The organism is Trinickia sp., assembly GCF_051953955.1.
Classification (GTDB): Bacteria; Pseudomonadota; Gammaproteobacteria; order Burkholderiales; family Burkholderiaceae; genus Trinickia.
This window is the reverse complement of record NZ_JBQCIF010000009.1, coordinates 63,271-79,506: the sequence shown is the minus strand read 5'-3', so window position 1 is coordinate 79,506 and position 16,236 is coordinate 63,271. Positions and strand designations below refer to the sequence as shown.

Genomic DNA, 16,236 nt, shown 5'->3' with positions numbered 1-16,236 from the left:
CGGAGTATTGCGACAGCCTGGCGCGACAGCGGCACGAGATGAGGCGGCCCGTCCTTCTTGCGCGCCAGCTTTCCCTTCATCATTGCCGCCGGGCAAGTCCACAGCGCCTTATCGAGATCCAACTGTTCCCATCGAGCGGTTCTTATCTGGCCTGGCCTCTGAAAGACCAACGGCACAAATTGCAACGCAGCTCGAACGATCGGTGTGCCCTTATACGACGCGATCGCCCGCATCAACTGCCCCAGCGCCTCGGGGTCCGTGATGGCTGCGTAATGCTGCACCGGCGGCGTTCTCACGCCACCCACTCTGGGATCGATCGCGGGATTCTCGGACGATCTGATGAGGCCGTTCTCGACCGCATGCCGAAAGACGCAATTGCAGGTCTCTCTCACCCTTCTTGCCGTGTCCAGGACGCCACGATCGCGCGCGCGACGAATGACCTGTTCCACATATTCCGGTGTGGTGATCTCCGCGATCGGCCGCTTGCCGAGCCACGGGTACACGTTCTTCGCGAGTCGCCGTTCGATCTTGTCGAGATAATCGGCGGACCAATGCGCTCTTTGCTCGGCGATCCACGCCCTTGCGACAGCTTCGAAGGTCGCACTCGCGCTGAATCTTGCACGACGCTTGTCTTCACGACGCTTTTGCATGGGATCAACGCCCTGGCGCAACAGCTCCCGTGCGCCTGCATGAGCGGCGCGCGCCTCCTTCTCCGAGACTTCTGGCCAGCAACCGAAAGCCATCGTCCTGGTTTTGCCAGCGAAGTCGTAATTCCAGCGCCACAGCTTGGCACCGTCGGGCTTGACCAGTACGTAGAGCCGACCGCCATCCGACAAGGTGTAAGGTTTGACCGCCGGCTTCGCGTTGACAATCTCGAGCCGGGTGAGCTGGTGGAGAGTAGATCGAGCCATCGTTGTATTCCGCGTCTGGAACCGACACAGGACACAACATACAACGGAAAGTACAACGATAAAAGTGCGGGTTCTAATAGCCGACCGTGGACGTCTTTGTACGGTCCGCAGGCAAGAAAAAACCCGCAGAGCCAATAGCCATGCGGGTTTCCGGGTACTACAGCAGTCTTCTTCAGACTGCCTTAGACGCTAATCGCGAAACGGAATGGTGGGTGCTGAGAGGCTCGAACTCCCGACCTACGCCTTGTAAGGGCGCCGCTCTACCAACTGAGCTAAGCACCCGTTCGCGAAGCTGCTTTCACTGCAATTTGCTGCGCTTTCAACCGCGCTTCAACTTTCAACCTTTCTCGCTCAGCTTGCGAACATCAGGACGTTCACAACCAGCGAGCCCGCTAGTTTAGCGCATCCTTCAGCGCTTTGCCAGGCTTAAATTTCGGTACCTTCGCGGCCTTGATCTTGATCGCAGCACCGGTGCGCGGATTGCGGCCCGTGCGGGCCGTGCGCTTGCCCACGGCGAACGTGCCGAAGCCGACGAGCGTCACCGTGCCGCCTTTCTTGAGTGCGCCTTTGACGCCGCCGATCACGGCGTCGAGCGCCCGTCCCGCGGCTGCCTTCGATAAATCCGCTTGTTGTGCGATGTGGTCGATCAGTTCCGTCTTGTTCATCCGAATCCCCGATGATGAATATTGAACAATCGCGAAGCGCCGTGCGGCGCCGGAAAGAAAGCACAGTCAATGCTGCGCTCGCCCATTAAATGTGGCCGAAACGACAGTGTCAACAAGGGTTCCGCCTGATGGAGGCCTTCGTCATCGGACAAGCGCCGCGAACGATCGTGACAGACGACCTGGCTCGCACAACCGCTCGCCCCCGCTGACGAACAGCGAAAAAAAACCGCGAGCGGCGGGCCGTTCGCGGTTTCGTTTCCTTCAGCGGCCGCACGCGGCGGCCGAAGCGTCAATGCTTGACGACTTCCGACGCTCCTGCGTCCTTCGCGGCATCGCCGACCGGCGCAGCCTTCACCTCTTCCTCGGCGAGCGGCTCGGGCACACGTTCGAGCGCAAGCTCGAGCACCTTGTCGATCCAGCGCACCGGCACGATCTCGATCGAGTTCTTCACGTTGTCGGGGATATCCGCCAGATCCTTGACGTTCTCCTCGGGGATCAGCACGAGCTTGATACCGCCGCGGTGCGCTGCCAGCAGTTTCTCCTTCAACCCGCCGATCGGCAGCACTTCGCCACGCAGCGTGATTTCACCGGTCATCGCCACGTCGGCACGCACGGGAATGCCCGTCAGCACCGATACGAGCGCCGTCGTCATCGCACCGCCGGCGGACGGGCCGTCCTTCGGCGTCGCCCCTTCCGGGACGTGGATGTGGATGTCCTGCTTCTCGAACGCCTCGTCCTTGATGCCGAGACGACGCGAGCGCGAACGCACGACGGAGCGCGCGGCCTCCACGGACTCCTTCATCACGTCGCCGAGCGAACCCGTGCGGATGACGTTGCCCTTGCCCGGCATCACGGCCGCCTCGATCGTCAGCAGATCGCCGCCGACTTCCGTCCAAGCGAGACCCGTGACCTGGCCGATCTGGTTCTCCTTAGCGGCCAGACCGAAATCGTACTTGCGCACGCCGAGGAACGTATCGAGGTTGCTGCCGTCGACCTTGACCGCGCCGTCGGCCTTCTTGAGCAGCAGCATCTTCACGACCTTGCGGCAGATCTTCGAGACTTCACGCTCGAGCGAGCGCACGCCCGCCTCACGCGTGTAGTAGCGAATGATGTCGCGAATCGCTTGCTCGGTAACCTCGACTTCGTCATCGCGCAAACCGTTGTTCTTCTTCTGCTTCGGCAGCAGATAACGTTGCGAAATGCTGACCTTTTCGTCTTCCGTGTAGCCGGACAGGCGAATGACTTCCATCCGGTCGAGCAGCGGCGGCGGAATGTTCAGCGAATTCGACGTCGCGACGAACATGACGTCCGACAAGTCGAAATCGACTTCCACATAGTGGTCGGCGAACGTATGGTTCTGTTCCGGATCGAGCACTTCGAGCAACGCCGACGACGGATCGCCGCGGAAATCCATGCCCATCTTGTCGACTTCGTCGAGCAGGAAGAGCGGATTGCGCACGCCGACCTTCGTGAGGCTTTGCAGTATCTTGCCCGGCATCGAACCGATGTACGTGCGGCGATGGCCGCGGATCTCGGCTTCGTCGCGCACGCCGCCGAGCGCCATGCGCACGAACTTGCGGTTCGTTGCGCGCGCAATCGACTGGCCCAGCGACGTCTTACCGACGCCCGGAGGCCCGACGAGGCACAGGATCGGCGCCTTCACTTTGTCCACGCGCTGCTGCACCGCGAGGTACTCGAGAATGCGTTCCTTGACCTTTTCGAGGCCGAAATGGTCTTCGTCGAGCACGCGCTCGGCGTTCGAGAGGTCGTTGTTGACCTTGCTCTTCTTACGCCACGGCAACGCGATCAGCGTGTCGATGTAGTTGCGCACGACGGTGGCTTCCGCCGACATCGGCGACATCAGCTTGAGCTTCTTCAACTCCGAATCGGCCTTCTTCTTGGCTTCCTTCGGCATGCGCGCAGCTTCGATGCGCTTTTCGAGCTCTTCGAGGTCGGCGCCTTCCTCGCCCTCGCCGAGCTCCTTCTGAATCGCCTTGACCTGCTCGTTCAGGTAGTACTCGCGCTGGCTCTTCTCCATCTGGCGCTTCACGCGGCCACGGATGCGCTTTTCGACCTGAAGGATGTCGATCTCGGCTTCGAGCTGGGCGAGCAAGTGCTCGAGCCGTTCCACGACGGGGAACATCTCGAGGATGTGCTGCTTTTGGTCGAGCTTGAGCGGCAGATGCGCGGCGATGGTATCGGCCAAACGCCCTGCTTCGTCGATGCCTGCGAGCGACGTCAGAATCTCCGGCGGGATCTTCTTGTTCAGCTTCACGTATTGATCGAACTGCGACACGATCGCGCGACGCAGCGCTTCAGTTTCGGCGCCGTCGGCGTGGTCGGGCTCGAGCGGCATCACTTCGCACGAGAACTGCGTTTCCTGCTCTTCGATCGAGAGCGTCTTCGCGCGTTGCAGCCCCTCGACGAGCACCTTCACGGTACCGTCGGGCAGCTTCAGCATCTGCAGGATGTTGGCGATACACCCTACTTCGTACATGTCCTTTTCAGTCGGCTCGTCCTTGGCCGCGGTCTTTTGCGCGACGAGCATGATGTGCTTGCCGCCCTCCATCGCGACTTCGAGCGCCTTGATCGATTTGGGCCGCCCCACGAACAGCGGGATAACCATATGCGGGAAAACGACGACGTCGCGCAATGGCAGCAGCGGGAGCGTGATGCGCTCTTGAGGGAGGAGTTGGGTTCCTGACATTTCATTTCCCCATGAGTGGAATCAGATCGTTCGGTAGTTGAGGCCCGCGGTACCAATTGCAAGCCTGCGCGTGTGGGAAAAGTTCGATGTATTCAAGAATGCAGTCAGTGTTACCCACAAGATAAACGAAAAAAGCCGTTCACGTCTCCATGAACGGCCATTCCCGCAAAAGCTTTAGGCCTACTTCGATCAATTCGAGCCTGCGACCTTGGGCGCTTCTTCATAGATGAGCAAAGGCTTGCCGTCGCCATCGATCACGTTCTCGTCGATGATGACCTTGCTAACCCCTTTCATCACCGGCAATTCGTACATGACGTCGAGCAGTGCCTGTTCCAGAATCGAACGCAAGCCTCGCGCCCCCGTCTTCCGACGGATGGCCTTGCGTGCCACGGCTTGCAGTGCGACCGGGCGGATTTCGAGCTCGACGCGCTCCATGGCGAACAGCTTGTTGTACTGTTTCACGAGGGCGTTCTTCGGCTCGACGAGGATCTTCATCAGCGCAGCTTCGTCGAGCTTGCCGAGCGTCGCGACGACCGGCAGCCGGCCGATCAATTCGGGGATCAACCCGAATTTGATCAAATCCTCGGGCTCGACTTCGCGCAGCACCTCGCCCGCATCGCGCTCTTGCTTGCTCTTGACGCTCGCACCGAAGCCGATGCCCGTTTTTTCCGTGCGATCGGTGATGACTTTTTCGAGGCCGTCGAACGCGCCGCCGCAAACGAACAGGATGTTCGTCGTATCGACCTGGATGAAATCCTGGTTCGGATGCTTACGGCCGCCCTGCGGCGGCACCGACGCCATCGTGCCTTCGACGAGCTTGAGCAGTGCCTGCTGCACGCCTTCGCCCGAAACGTCGCGCGTAATCGACGGGTTGTCGGATTTCCGGCTGATCTTGTCGATTTCGTCGATGTAGACGATGCCGCGCTGCGCCTTCTCGACCTCGTAGTTGCAGTTCTGAAGCAGCTTCTGAATGATGTTTTCGACGTCCTCGCCCACGTAGCCGGCTTCCGTCAGCGTCGTTGCGTCGGCGATGACGAACGGCACGTTCAGCAGCCGCGCAAGCGTCTGCGCGAGCAATGTCTTGCCCGAACCGGTCGGGCCGATCAGCAGAATATTGCTTTTCGACAGCTCGACGTCGTCTTTCTTGTCGAGATGCTTGAGCCGCTTGTAGTGGTTGTACACCGCCACGGCCAGAATCTTCTTCGCGCGCTCCTGCCCGATCACGTACTGATCGAGGATGTCGCGGATCTCTTGCGGGCTGGGGAGGTCGGACTTCGACAAGCCGACTTCCGTGCCCGCTCCCGCGGCTTCGTCGCGAATGATCTCGTTGCACAAGTCGATGCATTCATCGCAGATGAACACCGACGGGCCCGCGATGAGCTTCTTGACCTCATGCTGGCTTTTGCCGCAAAACGAGCAATACAACAGCTTTTCGCTGTTCGAACCTTTTTTGTCCGCCATGGATATACGAGCCTCCGGACACTCGAATGACAGGCGCGCCGTTTTCCACCCTCACGCAGGGTCGGATCAAACCGGCTGGCCGGTGCGGCGGATACGCTTACGCGCTTCCGCCGTCGGCGCCCAGAACTATTATCGACCATTTATGGCATCGCTTGAGTCGGCCGTCGCACCCAAGCACGAACGCCTGGTGCCGGCCCGCTCGCGATGCCTTACGGGCGCTTGCTCAGGACCTGATCGATCAGCCCGTAAGCTTGTGCATCTTCGCCCGACATGAAATTGTCGCGGTCCGTATCGCGCGCGAGGCGCTCGACGGGCTGCCCCGTGTGGTGCGCGAGCAACTGATTGAGCCGCTCCTTCAAATACAGAATCTCGCGCGCCTGGATCTCGATGTCCGACGCTTGGCCGCGCGCGCCGCCGAGCGGCTGGTGGATCATCACGCGCGCATTCGGCAGCGCGAAGCGCTTGCCCTTCGCGCCCGCCGCCAGCAAGAACGCGCCCATGCTCGCCGCAAGGCCCATGCACAACGTCGAGACGTCGGGCTTCACGAACTGCATCGTGTCGTAGATCGCCAAACCCGCCGATACGGAACCGCCAGGGCTGTTGATGTACAGGCTGATGTCCTTGTCGGGATTTTCGCTCTCGAGGAACAGCAACTGTGCCACGACGAGGTTCGCCGTTTGGTCGTTCACTTCGCCGACCATGAAGACCACGCGCTCCTTGAGCAGGCGCGAATAGATATCGTACGAACGCTCGCCGCGGCCGCTCGTTTCGACGACGATCGGAACGAGCCCCAACGCCTGCGCCTCGAAATCACGCGGGGCGTGGGAGGCCAACGTATCCAACAGTTGAGCGCGAGAGATCATGCAAAAGATCCTTGTTCGGAATGGGTCTTGAAACGGCAGAAAGGCGGCTGGCGCACCGCTGCGCCGCAGCAAATGCGGCGCAACATGAAAAAACGGCGTGCGCACCGTCGCTCCGACGGCCCGCACGCCGCTTCAGGCGATGCCTTACGCTTGCGCAGAGGCGCTCGCCAGTGCTTCGAAGCTGACTTCCTTATCCGTCACCTTGGCCTTCCCGAGGACGAATTCCACGACGTTGCTTTCAACGACGTAGGCTTCCATTTCGGAGAGGCGCTGCTTGTTCGAATAATACCAGCGGATCACTTCCTTCGGGTCTTCGTAGCTCTTCGCGAATTCCTCGACTTCGGCGCGGATCTGCTCGGGCTTGGCTTCAAGGCCATTTTCCTTCACGAGCTCGGCCAGCACGAGGCCCAGCTTCACGCGGCGCTCGGCCTGCTCCTTGAACATCTCGGCCGGGATCGGAGCCTGCTCCGCGTTCGGCACGCCGCGCTGCGCGAGATCCTGGCGCGCCATTTCGACGAGGCGCTGCTGATCCTGCTCGATCAGCGAATTCGGCACGTCGAGCTCGGACACCTTAAGCAGTGCGTCCATCACCTGGTTCTTCACGAGCGACTGCGTGCGGCGCTTTGCTTCGCGCTCGAGGTTGTCCTTGATCTCGGCGCGCATCTTCGTCAGATCGCCGTCGGCGATACCGAGCGACTTCGCGAATTCGGCGTCGACTTCAGGCATGTGCGGCCATTCGATCTTCTTCATCGTGATCGTGAACTGAGCCGTTTTGCCGGCAACGTCCTTGCCGTGGTAATCGTCGGGGAACTTGAGATCGAACTCGCGCGCCTCGCCGACCTTCAGGCCCGTTGCGGCCTGCTCGAATTCGGGAAGCATGCGGCCTTCGCCGAGCACGAACGCGAAATCTTCCGCGCTGCCGCCTTCGAACGCCACGCCCTCGAGCTTGCCGACGAAATCGACGGTCACGCGATCGCCGCTCTTGGCCGATACGTCCTCACCGCCGTCGCCGTGCTCGCCGGCCTCGCCGCGCGCGTGATAGTGCACGCGCTGCTTGCGCAGGATGTCCAGCGTGCGATCGACTTCCGCTTCCGTGATTTGCGTGACCGAGCGTTCGACTTCGGCGCTCGCCAGATCGCCGAGCTTCACTTCGGGATAGACCTCGAACGTCGCGTCGAACGCATAGGTGTCGTCCGCCGCGCCTTCCTTCGGGCTGAAGCTCGGCTGGCCGGCCACGCGCAGGTTCTCCGTGCGGCTGATGTCGAAGAACTGCTTGCCGACCTTGTCACTCAGCACTTCGGCCTCGACCTGCCCGGCGTATTGCTGCGTGACCATCTTCAGCGGCACCTTGCCGGGGCGGAAGCCCGGCATGCGGACGTTCTTCGCGAGTTGGCGGATGCGCGAATCGATTTCCTTCTGCACCGTGTCCTTGGGCAGGGAAATCGTCACACGGCGTTCGAGCTTGCCGAGGTTTTCAACAACGTTAGCCATGGCTTCAATCGTCCTAAATTGTTCAAGCGAATCGGTTATCTTTCGCCGTGCCCACGTGTTGCGCCTCATCCAGGGGGGCCGCAATCACCGCCCCAGACTGCCTAAGTCTTGCCGCCTGCGGCACGGTTGAATCGGAAGAATCGAGCATTCTAGCAAACTATTCACCCGCACTGCCCCGAATCCGAACGCTGGGAGGTGTCCCTCGCATGCGCCCGCCGCGGCATGCGAGCGCGATCGCATCGATGCCGCGCGATGCTTGACATGCGTGCGCCCGTATCCTCCGACGTGCCGGCACTGATAAGCTCGCATCCGAGCACACCGAGAACCATAGCGCGCCGGCGCGTGCCCGGCGCGCGCTTCCATTCGGAGACACCATGCCCAGCAGCGCCCCCATCGTCGTCATCGCTCCCGATTCGTTCAAAGGCTCTCTGAGCGCTGGAGCGGTGGCCCAAGCCATCGCCGAAGGCGTGCGGCGCGCGCTACCGGCAGCGCAGGTCCGCCTGTGCCCGATGGCCGACGGCGGCGAAGGCACGCTCGACGCGATGCTCGCTCGCGGGGGCGAACGGCGCGTGCTGCGCGTGCGGGGGGGCGCTGCTGCCGAGCGCGACGCCGCGGTCGGCGTGCTCCCCGACGGCAGCGCCGTGATCGAAACGGCGGAGATCGTCGGCATCACCGATCCCGTCGCGATGAGCACCGGCGTGGAGGCACGCAGCACGCGCGGCATGGGCGAAGCGATCCGCCTGCTGCTCGATGCCGGTGTGCGGCGTTTCTTCGTGGCCCTGGGCGGCAGCAGCACGAACGACGGCGGCGCCGGGATGCTCGCCGGCCTCGGCCTTGCGCTCAGCGATGCCGAGGGCAACCCGCTCGAGCCGACGCCAGAGGCGCTCGGCCGGCTCGCGCGCGTCGACGCTTCGGGCCTTGACGCCCGGTTGGCGCAAGCGTCGTTCGTCGCGATGTCCGACGTCGACAATCCGCTGACGGGCGAGCATGGTGCGACGGCCGTCTTCGGCCCGCAAAAAGGCGTCGCGGCCGAGCGCATCGATGCGCTCGACGCGGTGCTCGGACGTTTCGCCGAATTGGCCGAGGCGGCGCTCGGGCGAGCGGGCCGCGCACTGCCCGGCGCCGGCGCGGCCGGCGGGCTCGGCTTTGCGCTGCATCTGCTCGGCGCGCGCTTCGAGCCCGGTGCGGAGGTCGTCGCCTCGCAGGTCGGGCTCGATGCCGCGCTTCACGGCGCCGACTGGCTCATCACGGGCGAAGGCCGCTCCGATGCGCAAACGCTGCACGGCAAGGCGCCGTTCATCGCATGCCGTCACGCGCGCGCGTCCGGCGTGCCGGCCACGCTGCTCTCGGGCGGCGTCGACCCGAATGCGCTCGCGCGCCTAGGCGAACATTTCAGCGGCTGCTTCTCGCCCGCGCCGGGCCCGATCACGCTCGACGCGGCGATTCGCGATGCGGCGCGCCTGCTCGCCAACGAAGCCGAGCAGCTTGCACGACTGAAGTTCGGGGATTGAGGCCACGCGCTCGAGCGCCGAACGCTCGCTCGGTCGAGCTGCATCGCGGCCGAACGCGCCGGCTCGGCGGGGCAGCGGGGAAATACGGCGTTGACCGCGGCGCCGGATGCGGCAACAATCGCCCGAACGATTTTCCCCCGCCCCCTTTCGACGAGAAAGACACGACCTATGAAGGCCGCATCCAAAGCCGGGCTCGAGCAGTTCTTGACCTACCGCATGCACGTCCTCAACAAGCTGTCCGATCGCGGCATCAGCGAGCGCTATCAAACCAAGCTCGGCATCACCTTGCCCGAGGCACGCGTGATCGCCTCGGTCGGCTCGTTCGGGCCGTTCTCGATCATGGATTTGGCCAAGCACGCCAATCTCGACAAGAGCCAAGCGAGCCGCGCGGCGGAGGCGCTCATTCAACGCGGGCTCCTCGCGCGCGCGGCGAGTGCCCAGGACGGCCGTGTCGTCGTGATCTCGCTGACACCGGAAGGACGCGCGCTCTATCGCAAGGTGATGCCAATCGCGCGCAAGTGGAACGCCGATTTGTTCGACTGCCTCGACGAAACCGAGACGCAGGCGCTTGGCCGTGCGCTCGACAAGGTCATCGCGCACGCGCTTGCCGACGATCGGTAGCCTCGCGCCGCGGCTTGCGCGACGTCGGCTGCATCGGCTCGTTATCCTTTCGACCGTGCGCGCAACGAACATCGACACAACGACGCGCGAATGAGTTAGAATCTCGCGCTTACGCTTTCGGTCGCTCTAGCGCGCGACACGCGTGCCGCTCCCGCGGCACCACGAGGGCGAGCCAGACATCGAAGTGCGCGCCATGCGTTGCTTCGGCGCGAGGATGGCGAAATTGGTAGACGCACCAGGTTTAGGTCCTGACGCCAGCAATGGTGTGCGGGTTCGAGTCCCGCTCCTCGCACCATCTCATTCGTTCGTTCCATACGATACTTCAGCCAACCGATGACGGGCCGCCGAGCGCTGCCTCGTCGTTCTCACCCTCGTCGTTCATCACATCACGCGCGCCGTCGGCCTCAGGGCTCAAATCCCGGCAGATCGGACCCCGCCAGCTCTGCTCGACGATACCCGCTCGTCGCCCGCACTTTTTAATTGGTTGTATGCGCAACTACTTTGAACTATGCTGGACATCGGCGGTGCGCGCTCGGCGCGCGGGAGGAGACGGCCATGAACGACACGGAGCGCGCACTGCGCATTCAATTGGCGGGCACTTATCGCATCTTCGCCATGCTCGGCTGGACGGAGCTCATCTACAACCACATCACGTTGCGCATCCCAGGCCCGGACACTCATTTCCTCATCAATCCGTTCGGGCTCCTTTACACCGAAGTCACGGCATCGAATCTCGTCAAGATCGATCTCGACGGCAACGTCGTCGGCGCATCGCCTCATCGAATCAACCCCGCGGGATACGTCGTGCACGCCGCCATTCATCGCGCCGTGCCCGATGCCCACTGCGTCATGCACACTCATACGAGCGCGGGACTCGCCGTCGCCTGTTCGGAACGGGGGCTCGAGAATTCGAATTTCTACTCGGCCCAGATCGAGGGCATGGTTGCCTATCACGACTTCGAGGGCATCACCGTGCGCGCCGACGAAGGCCCGCGGCTCGTCGAAAATCTCGGCGAGAAGCGGCTCATGATCTTGCGCAACCACGGCTTGCTCTCGGTCGGCACGACGATCGCGCAAGCCTTCGTGCGGCTTTGGACGCTGAATCGTGCCTGCGAGATCCAACTGGCCACCGCGACGCTCGGCCGTGCGCGCCTGATCGCGCCCGACGTTGCCGCGCGCTGCACGCGCGACTCGCTGCAATTCGATCCGGCCTACGGCGCCGGTCAAGACGTGCTCGATGCCTTATTGCGTCAAGTCGATAGAATCGACCCGTCCTATCAAGCGTAAGAGGAGGCACGCGCATGAACGTCGAAAATCAGGGCCACGCGCCCGTGATGCGCACCGCGGTCGTCGGCGCCGGCGCGATCGGCTCGCCGCTCGCCGCAGCGCTTGCGCACGCCGGGCAGCGCGTCTGCGTGCTCGCCCGCGGCGACACGCTCGCCGCGATCCATGCCCACGGCCTACGTATCCTCGCCGGCGACGCACCGCCGAGCATCATCCCCGTGCAAGCGAGCGACGACGCGGCTGCCTTGGGCGAGCAGGACGTCGTCGTCATCGCGCTCAAGGCACAGGCGCTGCCGGCGCTGGCCGAATCGCTGCGGCCGATGATCGGGCCGGACACGCTCGTCGTCAGTGCCATGAACGGGCTGCCGTGGTGGTTTCTGCACGGGCTCGCGGGCCAAACGAACGGAGAGCCGCTCGAAGCGGTCGATCCGGGCGGGCGCGTATCGGCGGCCCTGCCCGCCGCGCGAGCGATCGGCTGCGTCGCGCATTTATCGTCCGCAACCGTCGAGCCCGGCGTCGTCAAGCGCGGGCGCGGCAATCGCCTCATCGTCGGCGCCGCTCAGGCGAGCTACGCGGAATCGGCGCGCGCGTTCGCTCGCGCGCTCGGCCAAGGCGGCTTCGAGGTCGAGGCGACCGACGATATTCGCGCCGACATCTGGGCCAAGCTTTGGGGCAACATGAACATGAATCCGCTCAGCGCACTCACGGGTTCCACGGCCGACCGCCTGCTCGACGATCCCTACACGCACGCGCTCGCGCTGCGAATGATGGAAGAAGCCGATGCCATCGGCCGGCGGCTCGGTCTCTCGACGGGCATGTCGGCCCCGCAGCGCATGGCGGTCACGCGCGAACTCGGTGCCTTCAAGACGTCGATGCTGCAAGATTTCGAAGCCGCACGATCGCTCGAGATCGATCCCATCCTTGGCGTCTTTCCCGAGCTCGGGCGCCGGGTAGGCGTGCCGACGCCGTTTTGCGACGCCGTGCTCGGATTATTGCGCCAGCGCGCGGTGAACAGCGGACTTTGAATGCTACACTGCCGCCCCATGTCGACGTGGCACCGCTTCCTCCTCGTGATCTTGCTCGCGCTGAGCCTTCCGGCCCAGGCGTTCGCGGTTGCGTCGACGCTGCCGAACCCGCCGCAATCGGCAAGCGTTCAAGCCGATGCGTGCCTGCATGCCCATGACGCAACGATGGCGATGCCTGCGAGGCATGCCGGCACCGCGACGCATCGCACGAGCATCGTGCATGCGAACGCGCATGCCACGCACGGCTGTTCGACGTGCTTCGTCTGCGCCTCCTGCGGCGCGGCCCTTCCTACCGCGGGACATCGCATGCATCTGATCGATGCAGCGGGGCCTGCGCGCTTTCCTCCGTTGGCCGTTGCCGCCGTCCCGTTTCTGACGGACGGCATCGAACGCCCTCCTCGTCTCTCTCAGGTCTGATTTTTCGCCACCGCGGCTCGTTCGTGGCGGCATTCGCACGCTCGCGGCCGATCTCGTGCCGCCGAGCCTGATACGACACTTATCTGAGACTGAAGGTCAACGACATGCTTACACGTCGCACGTTTTTGGGCGGCTCGGGCGCTGCACTGCTCGGCGCCGCCCTCGTCAGCAAAGCCGGCGCGGCTTCGCTCCCCGAGGCCCCCACGACCGCCAGCGCCGGCACTGCCGCGCCGCTCGCTCCGCCGAACGGCCAGCCCTACACCCCGATCGTCACGCTCAACGGCTGGACGTTGCCGTGGCGTATGAAAAACGGCTGGAAGGAATTTCATTTGATCGCGGAGCCCGTCGTGCGTGAGATCGCGCCCGGCATGCATGCGAATCTGTGGGGATACAACGGCCAAGCCCCGGGCCCGACGATCGAGGCGGTCGAAGGCGACCTCGTCCGAATCTTCGTGACTAACAAGCTCTCCGAGCACACGACCGTGCACTGGCACGGCATGCCGGTGCCCTGTGGAATGGACGGCGTGGGCGGCCTCACGCAGCCACATATCCCACCCGGCAAAACATTCGTCTATGAATTTCGCCTCGAGCGGGCCGGGACGTTCATGTACCACCCGCATTCGGACGAAATGGTGCAAATGGCGATGGGCATGATGGGGCTTTTCGTCGTGCACCCGCGCGACCCGCGGACGATGCCCGTGGATCGCGATTTCGCGTTTCTGATGTCGTCGTACGCAATCGATCCGGGCACGTATACGCCGCGCGTCGACGAAATGACCGACTTCAACACGTGGGCATGGAACGCACGCGTCTTCCCGGGCATCGATCCGCTGCCCGTGCGCGCCGGCGATCGCGTGCGCATTCGCTTCGGCAACTTGACGATGACGAATCATCCGATGCACTTGCATGGTTACAGCTTCGAGGTCACCGGCACCGACGGCGGCTGGGTGCCGCCCACGGCGCGCTGGCCGGAAGTGACCGTCGACGTCGGCGTGGGGCAAATGCGCGCGATCGAGTTCACGGCCGATCGCCCCGGGGATTGGGCCTTCCATTGCCACAAGTCGCATCACACGATGAACGCGATGGACCATCGAACGCACGCTGCGGCGGCCGCACCGCCACGCAGCGGGACGGGGCCGAAGCACGATCAGATGGCGATGCAAGGGATGGACGGCATGAAGAACATGAAGGGCATGCACGACATGGCCGGCATGCACGGGGCGATGGAGAGTGCCTCGAAGCCGCTGCCTGAGAACACGCTGCCGATGATGGCGGGCTCCGGTCCTTTCGGGCCGCTCGAGATGGGCGGCATGTTCAGCGTCGTCAAGGTGCGCGAGGACTTGGCGCGCGACGACTATCGCGATCCGGGCTGGTACGCGCACCCGCGAGGCACGGTGGCCAGTGAATATACGCTGACGTCCGAGCCTTCGTAGGCCGACGGAATCGACGCGGGCCGCATGGCGCCGCTTCGGCATTCGGCTTTCGAAAACGCGCGAACGCCGCCGCCCGCCCCGTCGATCCGCCTACGCGACGAGCGCCCGCGGCGGCTCAGCAGGCGACCGACCCGCAAGAGACTGAGCGCGGGTCCACACGCTGGCAGGAGATCGTCGTGCCGGCCGTGCCTTCGACGAGGCGCTCGACCTCGGCCAGCGCACCGATCACGGCACGTCGCCCGGTACGCTCCGCGAACCGCGACGCCGCTTGAAGCTTCGGCACCATCGCGCCCGCACACGATGCGAATTCGCGCAGCGCGCTCGGATGCCCGTGCCTCAGCAGCTTCGAATTGGCCGTGCCCCAATCGAGAATGACGCCGGCCATTTCTATGGCGATGACGAACAAATCGGCATCGATCGTTTCCGCAATGAGCGCGGCACAATCGTAGGGATCGATGAAACCCCGCACGCCGCTCACGCCGCCGTCCGGGGCCGCCACGACCGGCGTTCCCCCGCCGCGGCACATGACGACCGTCCCTTGTTCGACGAGGCGATGCAAGAGCCGCGCTTGCAGCAGCCGCTTGGGCCGCGGGTTCGGTGCGGCGTGACGATAGCCGATGCCGTCATGGGCCGGGCTGCACGGCTTTCCGCGCGTGACGACGAGCGCGTGTTCGCCGGTGATGAAGCCGCCGGTAGCCTGCTCTGAACGCGCCAAGGCCGGATCGGCCGTATCGACTTCGACCATCGCGCGCAGCGTCGCGCACGGTCGTGCGTTCGTCAGACAATGGCGCAGTTCGCGTTCGAACCGGCAGCCGTCACCTGCTGGCGCATCGAACTCATCTCGCTCCTGAACGATCACGATGTCGTTGCCGTCCGCGACTTTCGCAAGCTGCGAGGCCGCCGCGCTGACGCAGCGGGCCTCGTCTTCGGCGCTGCCCCTTTCACCGCGCTTGTGCAACGCCTTCTCCGCCAATGCGATCACGATGCGCATCTCTCGATCCCTCCCGCTCGTCGTCAGGCCGCCCGGGCACCCAGGTGACCGTTGTGCATTCGAGCCATCGTCAAGCCATGGAACGACAGGATGCTAGGTATAAACGATGTCGATGAGCGTGACTGCGTCCTGGGACACATCCGGCGCCAGCGCACTCGTGTTTGTCCGATGAACGCGGCTACCCCGCTATCGGCATGAGCTTCGAGAGAAACCAATCGCATGCGAGACGGGCGGCATGATCGAGCGTGCCCGGCTCCTCGAACAGATGCGTCGCATCGGCCACGATCATGATGCGGTGCTCGCACTGCAGCCGGCTGGCGGCGAGTTGATTCAGTTGGAGGACGTCCTCGTCGAGTTCCCCGACGATGAGCAGCGTCGGCGCCTCGACGTGCGGCAGCGCGTCGCCCGCCAGATCGGCTCGGCCGCCGCGCGAAACGACGGCCCCGACGTCGTCCGGCAGCACCGAGGCGGCGATGAGCGCGGCCGCCGCACCCGTGCTCGCGCCGAATAGGCCTACCCGCAGCGATTCCGTATCACGCGATACGTACAGCCAGTCGAGCGCCGCCTCGAGGCGCCCCGCGAGCAGCGGGACGTCGAAACGGTATTGCGCCGAAACGACGTCGAGCTGATGTTCCTGCTCGGTCAGCAAGTCGAACAAAAGCGTGGCGAGGCCGGCTTCGTGAAACACATCGGCAACGTGCCGATTGCGCGGACTCGATCGGCCGCTGCCGCTGCCGTGAGCGAAAACGACGATCGCGTGCGCATCGCGCGGAATCGTCAGAACACCCTTGAGCAGGACATCCCCGGCCGGAATGTCGACTTCTTGCGTTTGCATGGGGACTCCCAAAGAGGCGCG

General features: G+C 63.9%; 13 protein-coding genes, 2 tRNA genes and 2 pseudogenes. 8 read left to right on the top strand and 9 right to left on the bottom strand.

Translation table 11 applies throughout. The features are described from left to right. The 7 genes from ACTHNZ_RS01840 to tig all read right to left on the bottom strand — a co-directional run. The coding region (locus ACTHNZ_RS01840; protein WP_440540783.1) for a tyrosine-type recombinase/integrase at positions 1-911 on the bottom strand (911 nt) is incomplete at its 3' end. A 206-nt stretch (positions 912-1,117) separates the two neighbouring features. Next, positions 1,118-1,193 (bottom strand) — tRNA-Val (locus ACTHNZ_RS01835). A 110-nt stretch (positions 1,194-1,303) separates the two neighbouring features. Next, positions 1,304-1,576: an HU family DNA-binding protein gene (locus ACTHNZ_RS01830; protein ID WP_115533391.1), complete on the bottom strand. Its 273-nt coding sequence runs from the start codon at positions 1,574-1,576 to the stop codon at positions 1,304-1,306. 289 nt (positions 1,577-1,865) lie between these two features. After that, positions 1,866-4,283: an endopeptidase La gene (gene lon / locus ACTHNZ_RS01825; protein WP_440540782.1), complete on the bottom strand. Its 2,418-nt coding sequence runs from the start codon at positions 4,281-4,283 to the stop codon at positions 1,866-1,868. A 189-nt stretch (positions 4,284-4,472) separates the two neighbouring features. After that, positions 4,473-5,744: an ATP-dependent Clp protease ATP-binding subunit ClpX gene (gene clpX / locus ACTHNZ_RS01820; RefSeq protein WP_440540781.1), complete on the bottom strand. Its 1,272-nt coding sequence runs from the start codon at positions 5,742-5,744 to the stop codon at positions 4,473-4,475. A gap of 209 nt (positions 5,745-5,953) precedes the next feature. After that, positions 5,954-6,607, bottom strand: a complete 654-nt coding sequence (clpP, locus tag ACTHNZ_RS01815) for an ATP-dependent Clp endopeptidase proteolytic subunit ClpP (RefSeq protein WP_440540780.1) — start codon at positions 6,605-6,607, stop codon at positions 5,954-5,956. 144 nt (positions 6,608-6,751) lie between these two features. Next, positions 6,752-8,098 carry a trigger factor gene (tig, locus tag ACTHNZ_RS01810; protein WP_440540779.1) on the bottom strand — a complete coding sequence of 449 codons (1,347 nt, stop codon included), beginning with the start codon at positions 8,096-8,098 and terminating at the stop codon, positions 6,752-6,754. A 374-nt stretch (positions 8,099-8,472) separates the two neighbouring features. Here tig and ACTHNZ_RS01805 point away from each other — a divergent pair, with 374 nt between their 5' ends. From ACTHNZ_RS01805 to ACTHNZ_RS01770, 8 genes and pseudogenes are all read left to right on the top strand, one after another. Beyond that, complete coding sequence (locus tag ACTHNZ_RS01805) at positions 8,473-9,609, top strand: glycerate kinase (protein ID WP_440540778.1); 1,137 nt, start codon at positions 8,473-8,475, stop codon at positions 9,607-9,609. 168 nt (positions 9,610-9,777) lie between these two features. After that, the gene (locus tag ACTHNZ_RS01800; protein WP_440540777.1) at positions 9,778-10,230 is read left to right on the top strand and encodes a MarR family winged helix-turn-helix transcriptional regulator; all 453 of its coding nucleotides are present in this window, start codon (positions 9,778-9,780) and stop codon (positions 10,228-10,230) included. 208 nt (positions 10,231-10,438) lie between these two features. Continuing rightward, a tRNA-Leu gene (locus tag ACTHNZ_RS01795) sits at positions 10,439-10,525 on the top strand. 206 nt (positions 10,526-10,731) lie between these two features. Continuing rightward, the gene (locus tag ACTHNZ_RS01790) at positions 10,732-11,517 is read left to right on the top strand and encodes a class II aldolase/adducin family protein (protein WP_440540776.1); all 786 of its coding nucleotides are present in this window, start codon (positions 10,732-10,734) and stop codon (positions 11,515-11,517) included. A 14-nt stretch (positions 11,518-11,531) separates the two neighbouring features. Further along, on the top strand, positions 11,532-12,539 hold the full coding sequence (locus ACTHNZ_RS01785) for a 2-dehydropantoate 2-reductase (RefSeq protein ID WP_440540775.1): 1,008 nt from the start codon (positions 11,532-11,534) through the stop codon (positions 12,537-12,539). An 18-nt stretch (positions 12,540-12,557) separates the two neighbouring features. After that, positions 12,558-12,956: a hypothetical protein gene (locus ACTHNZ_RS01780; RefSeq protein WP_440540774.1), complete on the top strand. Its 399-nt coding sequence runs from the start codon at positions 12,558-12,560 to the stop codon at positions 12,954-12,956. A gap of 104 nt (positions 12,957-13,060) precedes the next feature. Next, positions 13,061-14,048, top strand: a pseudogene (locus ACTHNZ_RS01775) (multicopper oxidase domain-containing protein); the annotation flags it as partial. Between the two features lie 146 nt (positions 14,049-14,194). Next, positions 14,195-14,389 (top strand): annotated as a pseudogene (locus ACTHNZ_RS01770) (hypothetical protein); the annotation flags it as partial. 115 nt (positions 14,390-14,504) lie between these two features. Here ACTHNZ_RS01770 and ACTHNZ_RS01765 read toward each other — a convergent pair. Together ACTHNZ_RS01765 and ACTHNZ_RS01760 are read right to left on the bottom strand one after the other, a co-directional pair. Then, positions 14,505-15,380, bottom strand: coding sequence for an amino acid kinase family protein (locus ACTHNZ_RS01765; RefSeq protein WP_440540773.1), 876 nt, complete (start codon positions 15,378-15,380; stop codon positions 14,505-14,507). 178 nt (positions 15,381-15,558) lie between these two features. Next, positions 15,559-16,215, bottom strand: a complete 657-nt coding sequence (locus tag ACTHNZ_RS01760; RefSeq protein ID WP_440540772.1) for a dienelactone hydrolase family protein — start codon at positions 16,213-16,215, stop codon at positions 15,559-15,561. Positions 16,216-16,236: the final 21 nt, after the last annotated feature.

Bases quoted from the DNA above. Each gene is read 5' to 3' on its own strand.
- ACTHNZ_RS01830 (WP_115533391.1), bottom strand. From the start codon at position 1,576: ATGAACAAGACGGAACTGATCGACCACATCGCACAACAAGCGGATTTA.
- lon (WP_440540782.1), bottom strand. From the start codon at position 4,283: ATGTCAGGAACCCAACTCCTCCCTCAAGAGCGCATCACGCTCCCGCTG.
- clpX (WP_440540781.1), bottom strand. From the start codon at position 5,744: ATGGCGGACAAAAAAGGTTCGAACAGCGAAAAGCTGTTGTATTGCTCG.
- clpP (WP_440540780.1), bottom strand. From the start codon at position 6,607: ATGATCTCTCGCGCTCAACTGTTGGATACGTTGGCCTCCCACGCCCCG.
- tig (WP_440540779.1), bottom strand. From the start codon at position 8,098: ATGGCTAACGTTGTTGAAAACCTCGGCAAGCTCGAACGCCGTGTGACG.
- ACTHNZ_RS01805 (WP_440540778.1), top strand. From the start codon at position 8,473: ATGCCCAGCAGCGCCCCCATCGTCGTCATCGCTCCCGATTCGTTCAAA.
- ACTHNZ_RS01800 (WP_440540777.1), top strand. From the start codon at position 9,778: ATGAAGGCCGCATCCAAAGCCGGGCTCGAGCAGTTCTTGACCTACCGC.
- ACTHNZ_RS01785 (WP_440540775.1), top strand. From the start codon at position 11,532: ATGAACGTCGAAAATCAGGGCCACGCGCCCGTGATGCGCACCGCGGTC.
- ACTHNZ_RS01780 (WP_440540774.1), top strand. From the start codon at position 12,558: ATGTCGACGTGGCACCGCTTCCTCCTCGTGATCTTGCTCGCGCTGAGC.
- ACTHNZ_RS01765 (WP_440540773.1), bottom strand. From the start codon at position 15,380: ATGCGCATCGTGATCGCATTGGCGGAGAAGGCGTTGCACAAGCGCGGT.
- ACTHNZ_RS01760 (WP_440540772.1), bottom strand. From the start codon at position 16,215: ATGCAAACGCAAGAAGTCGACATTCCGGCCGGGGATGTCCTGCTCAAG.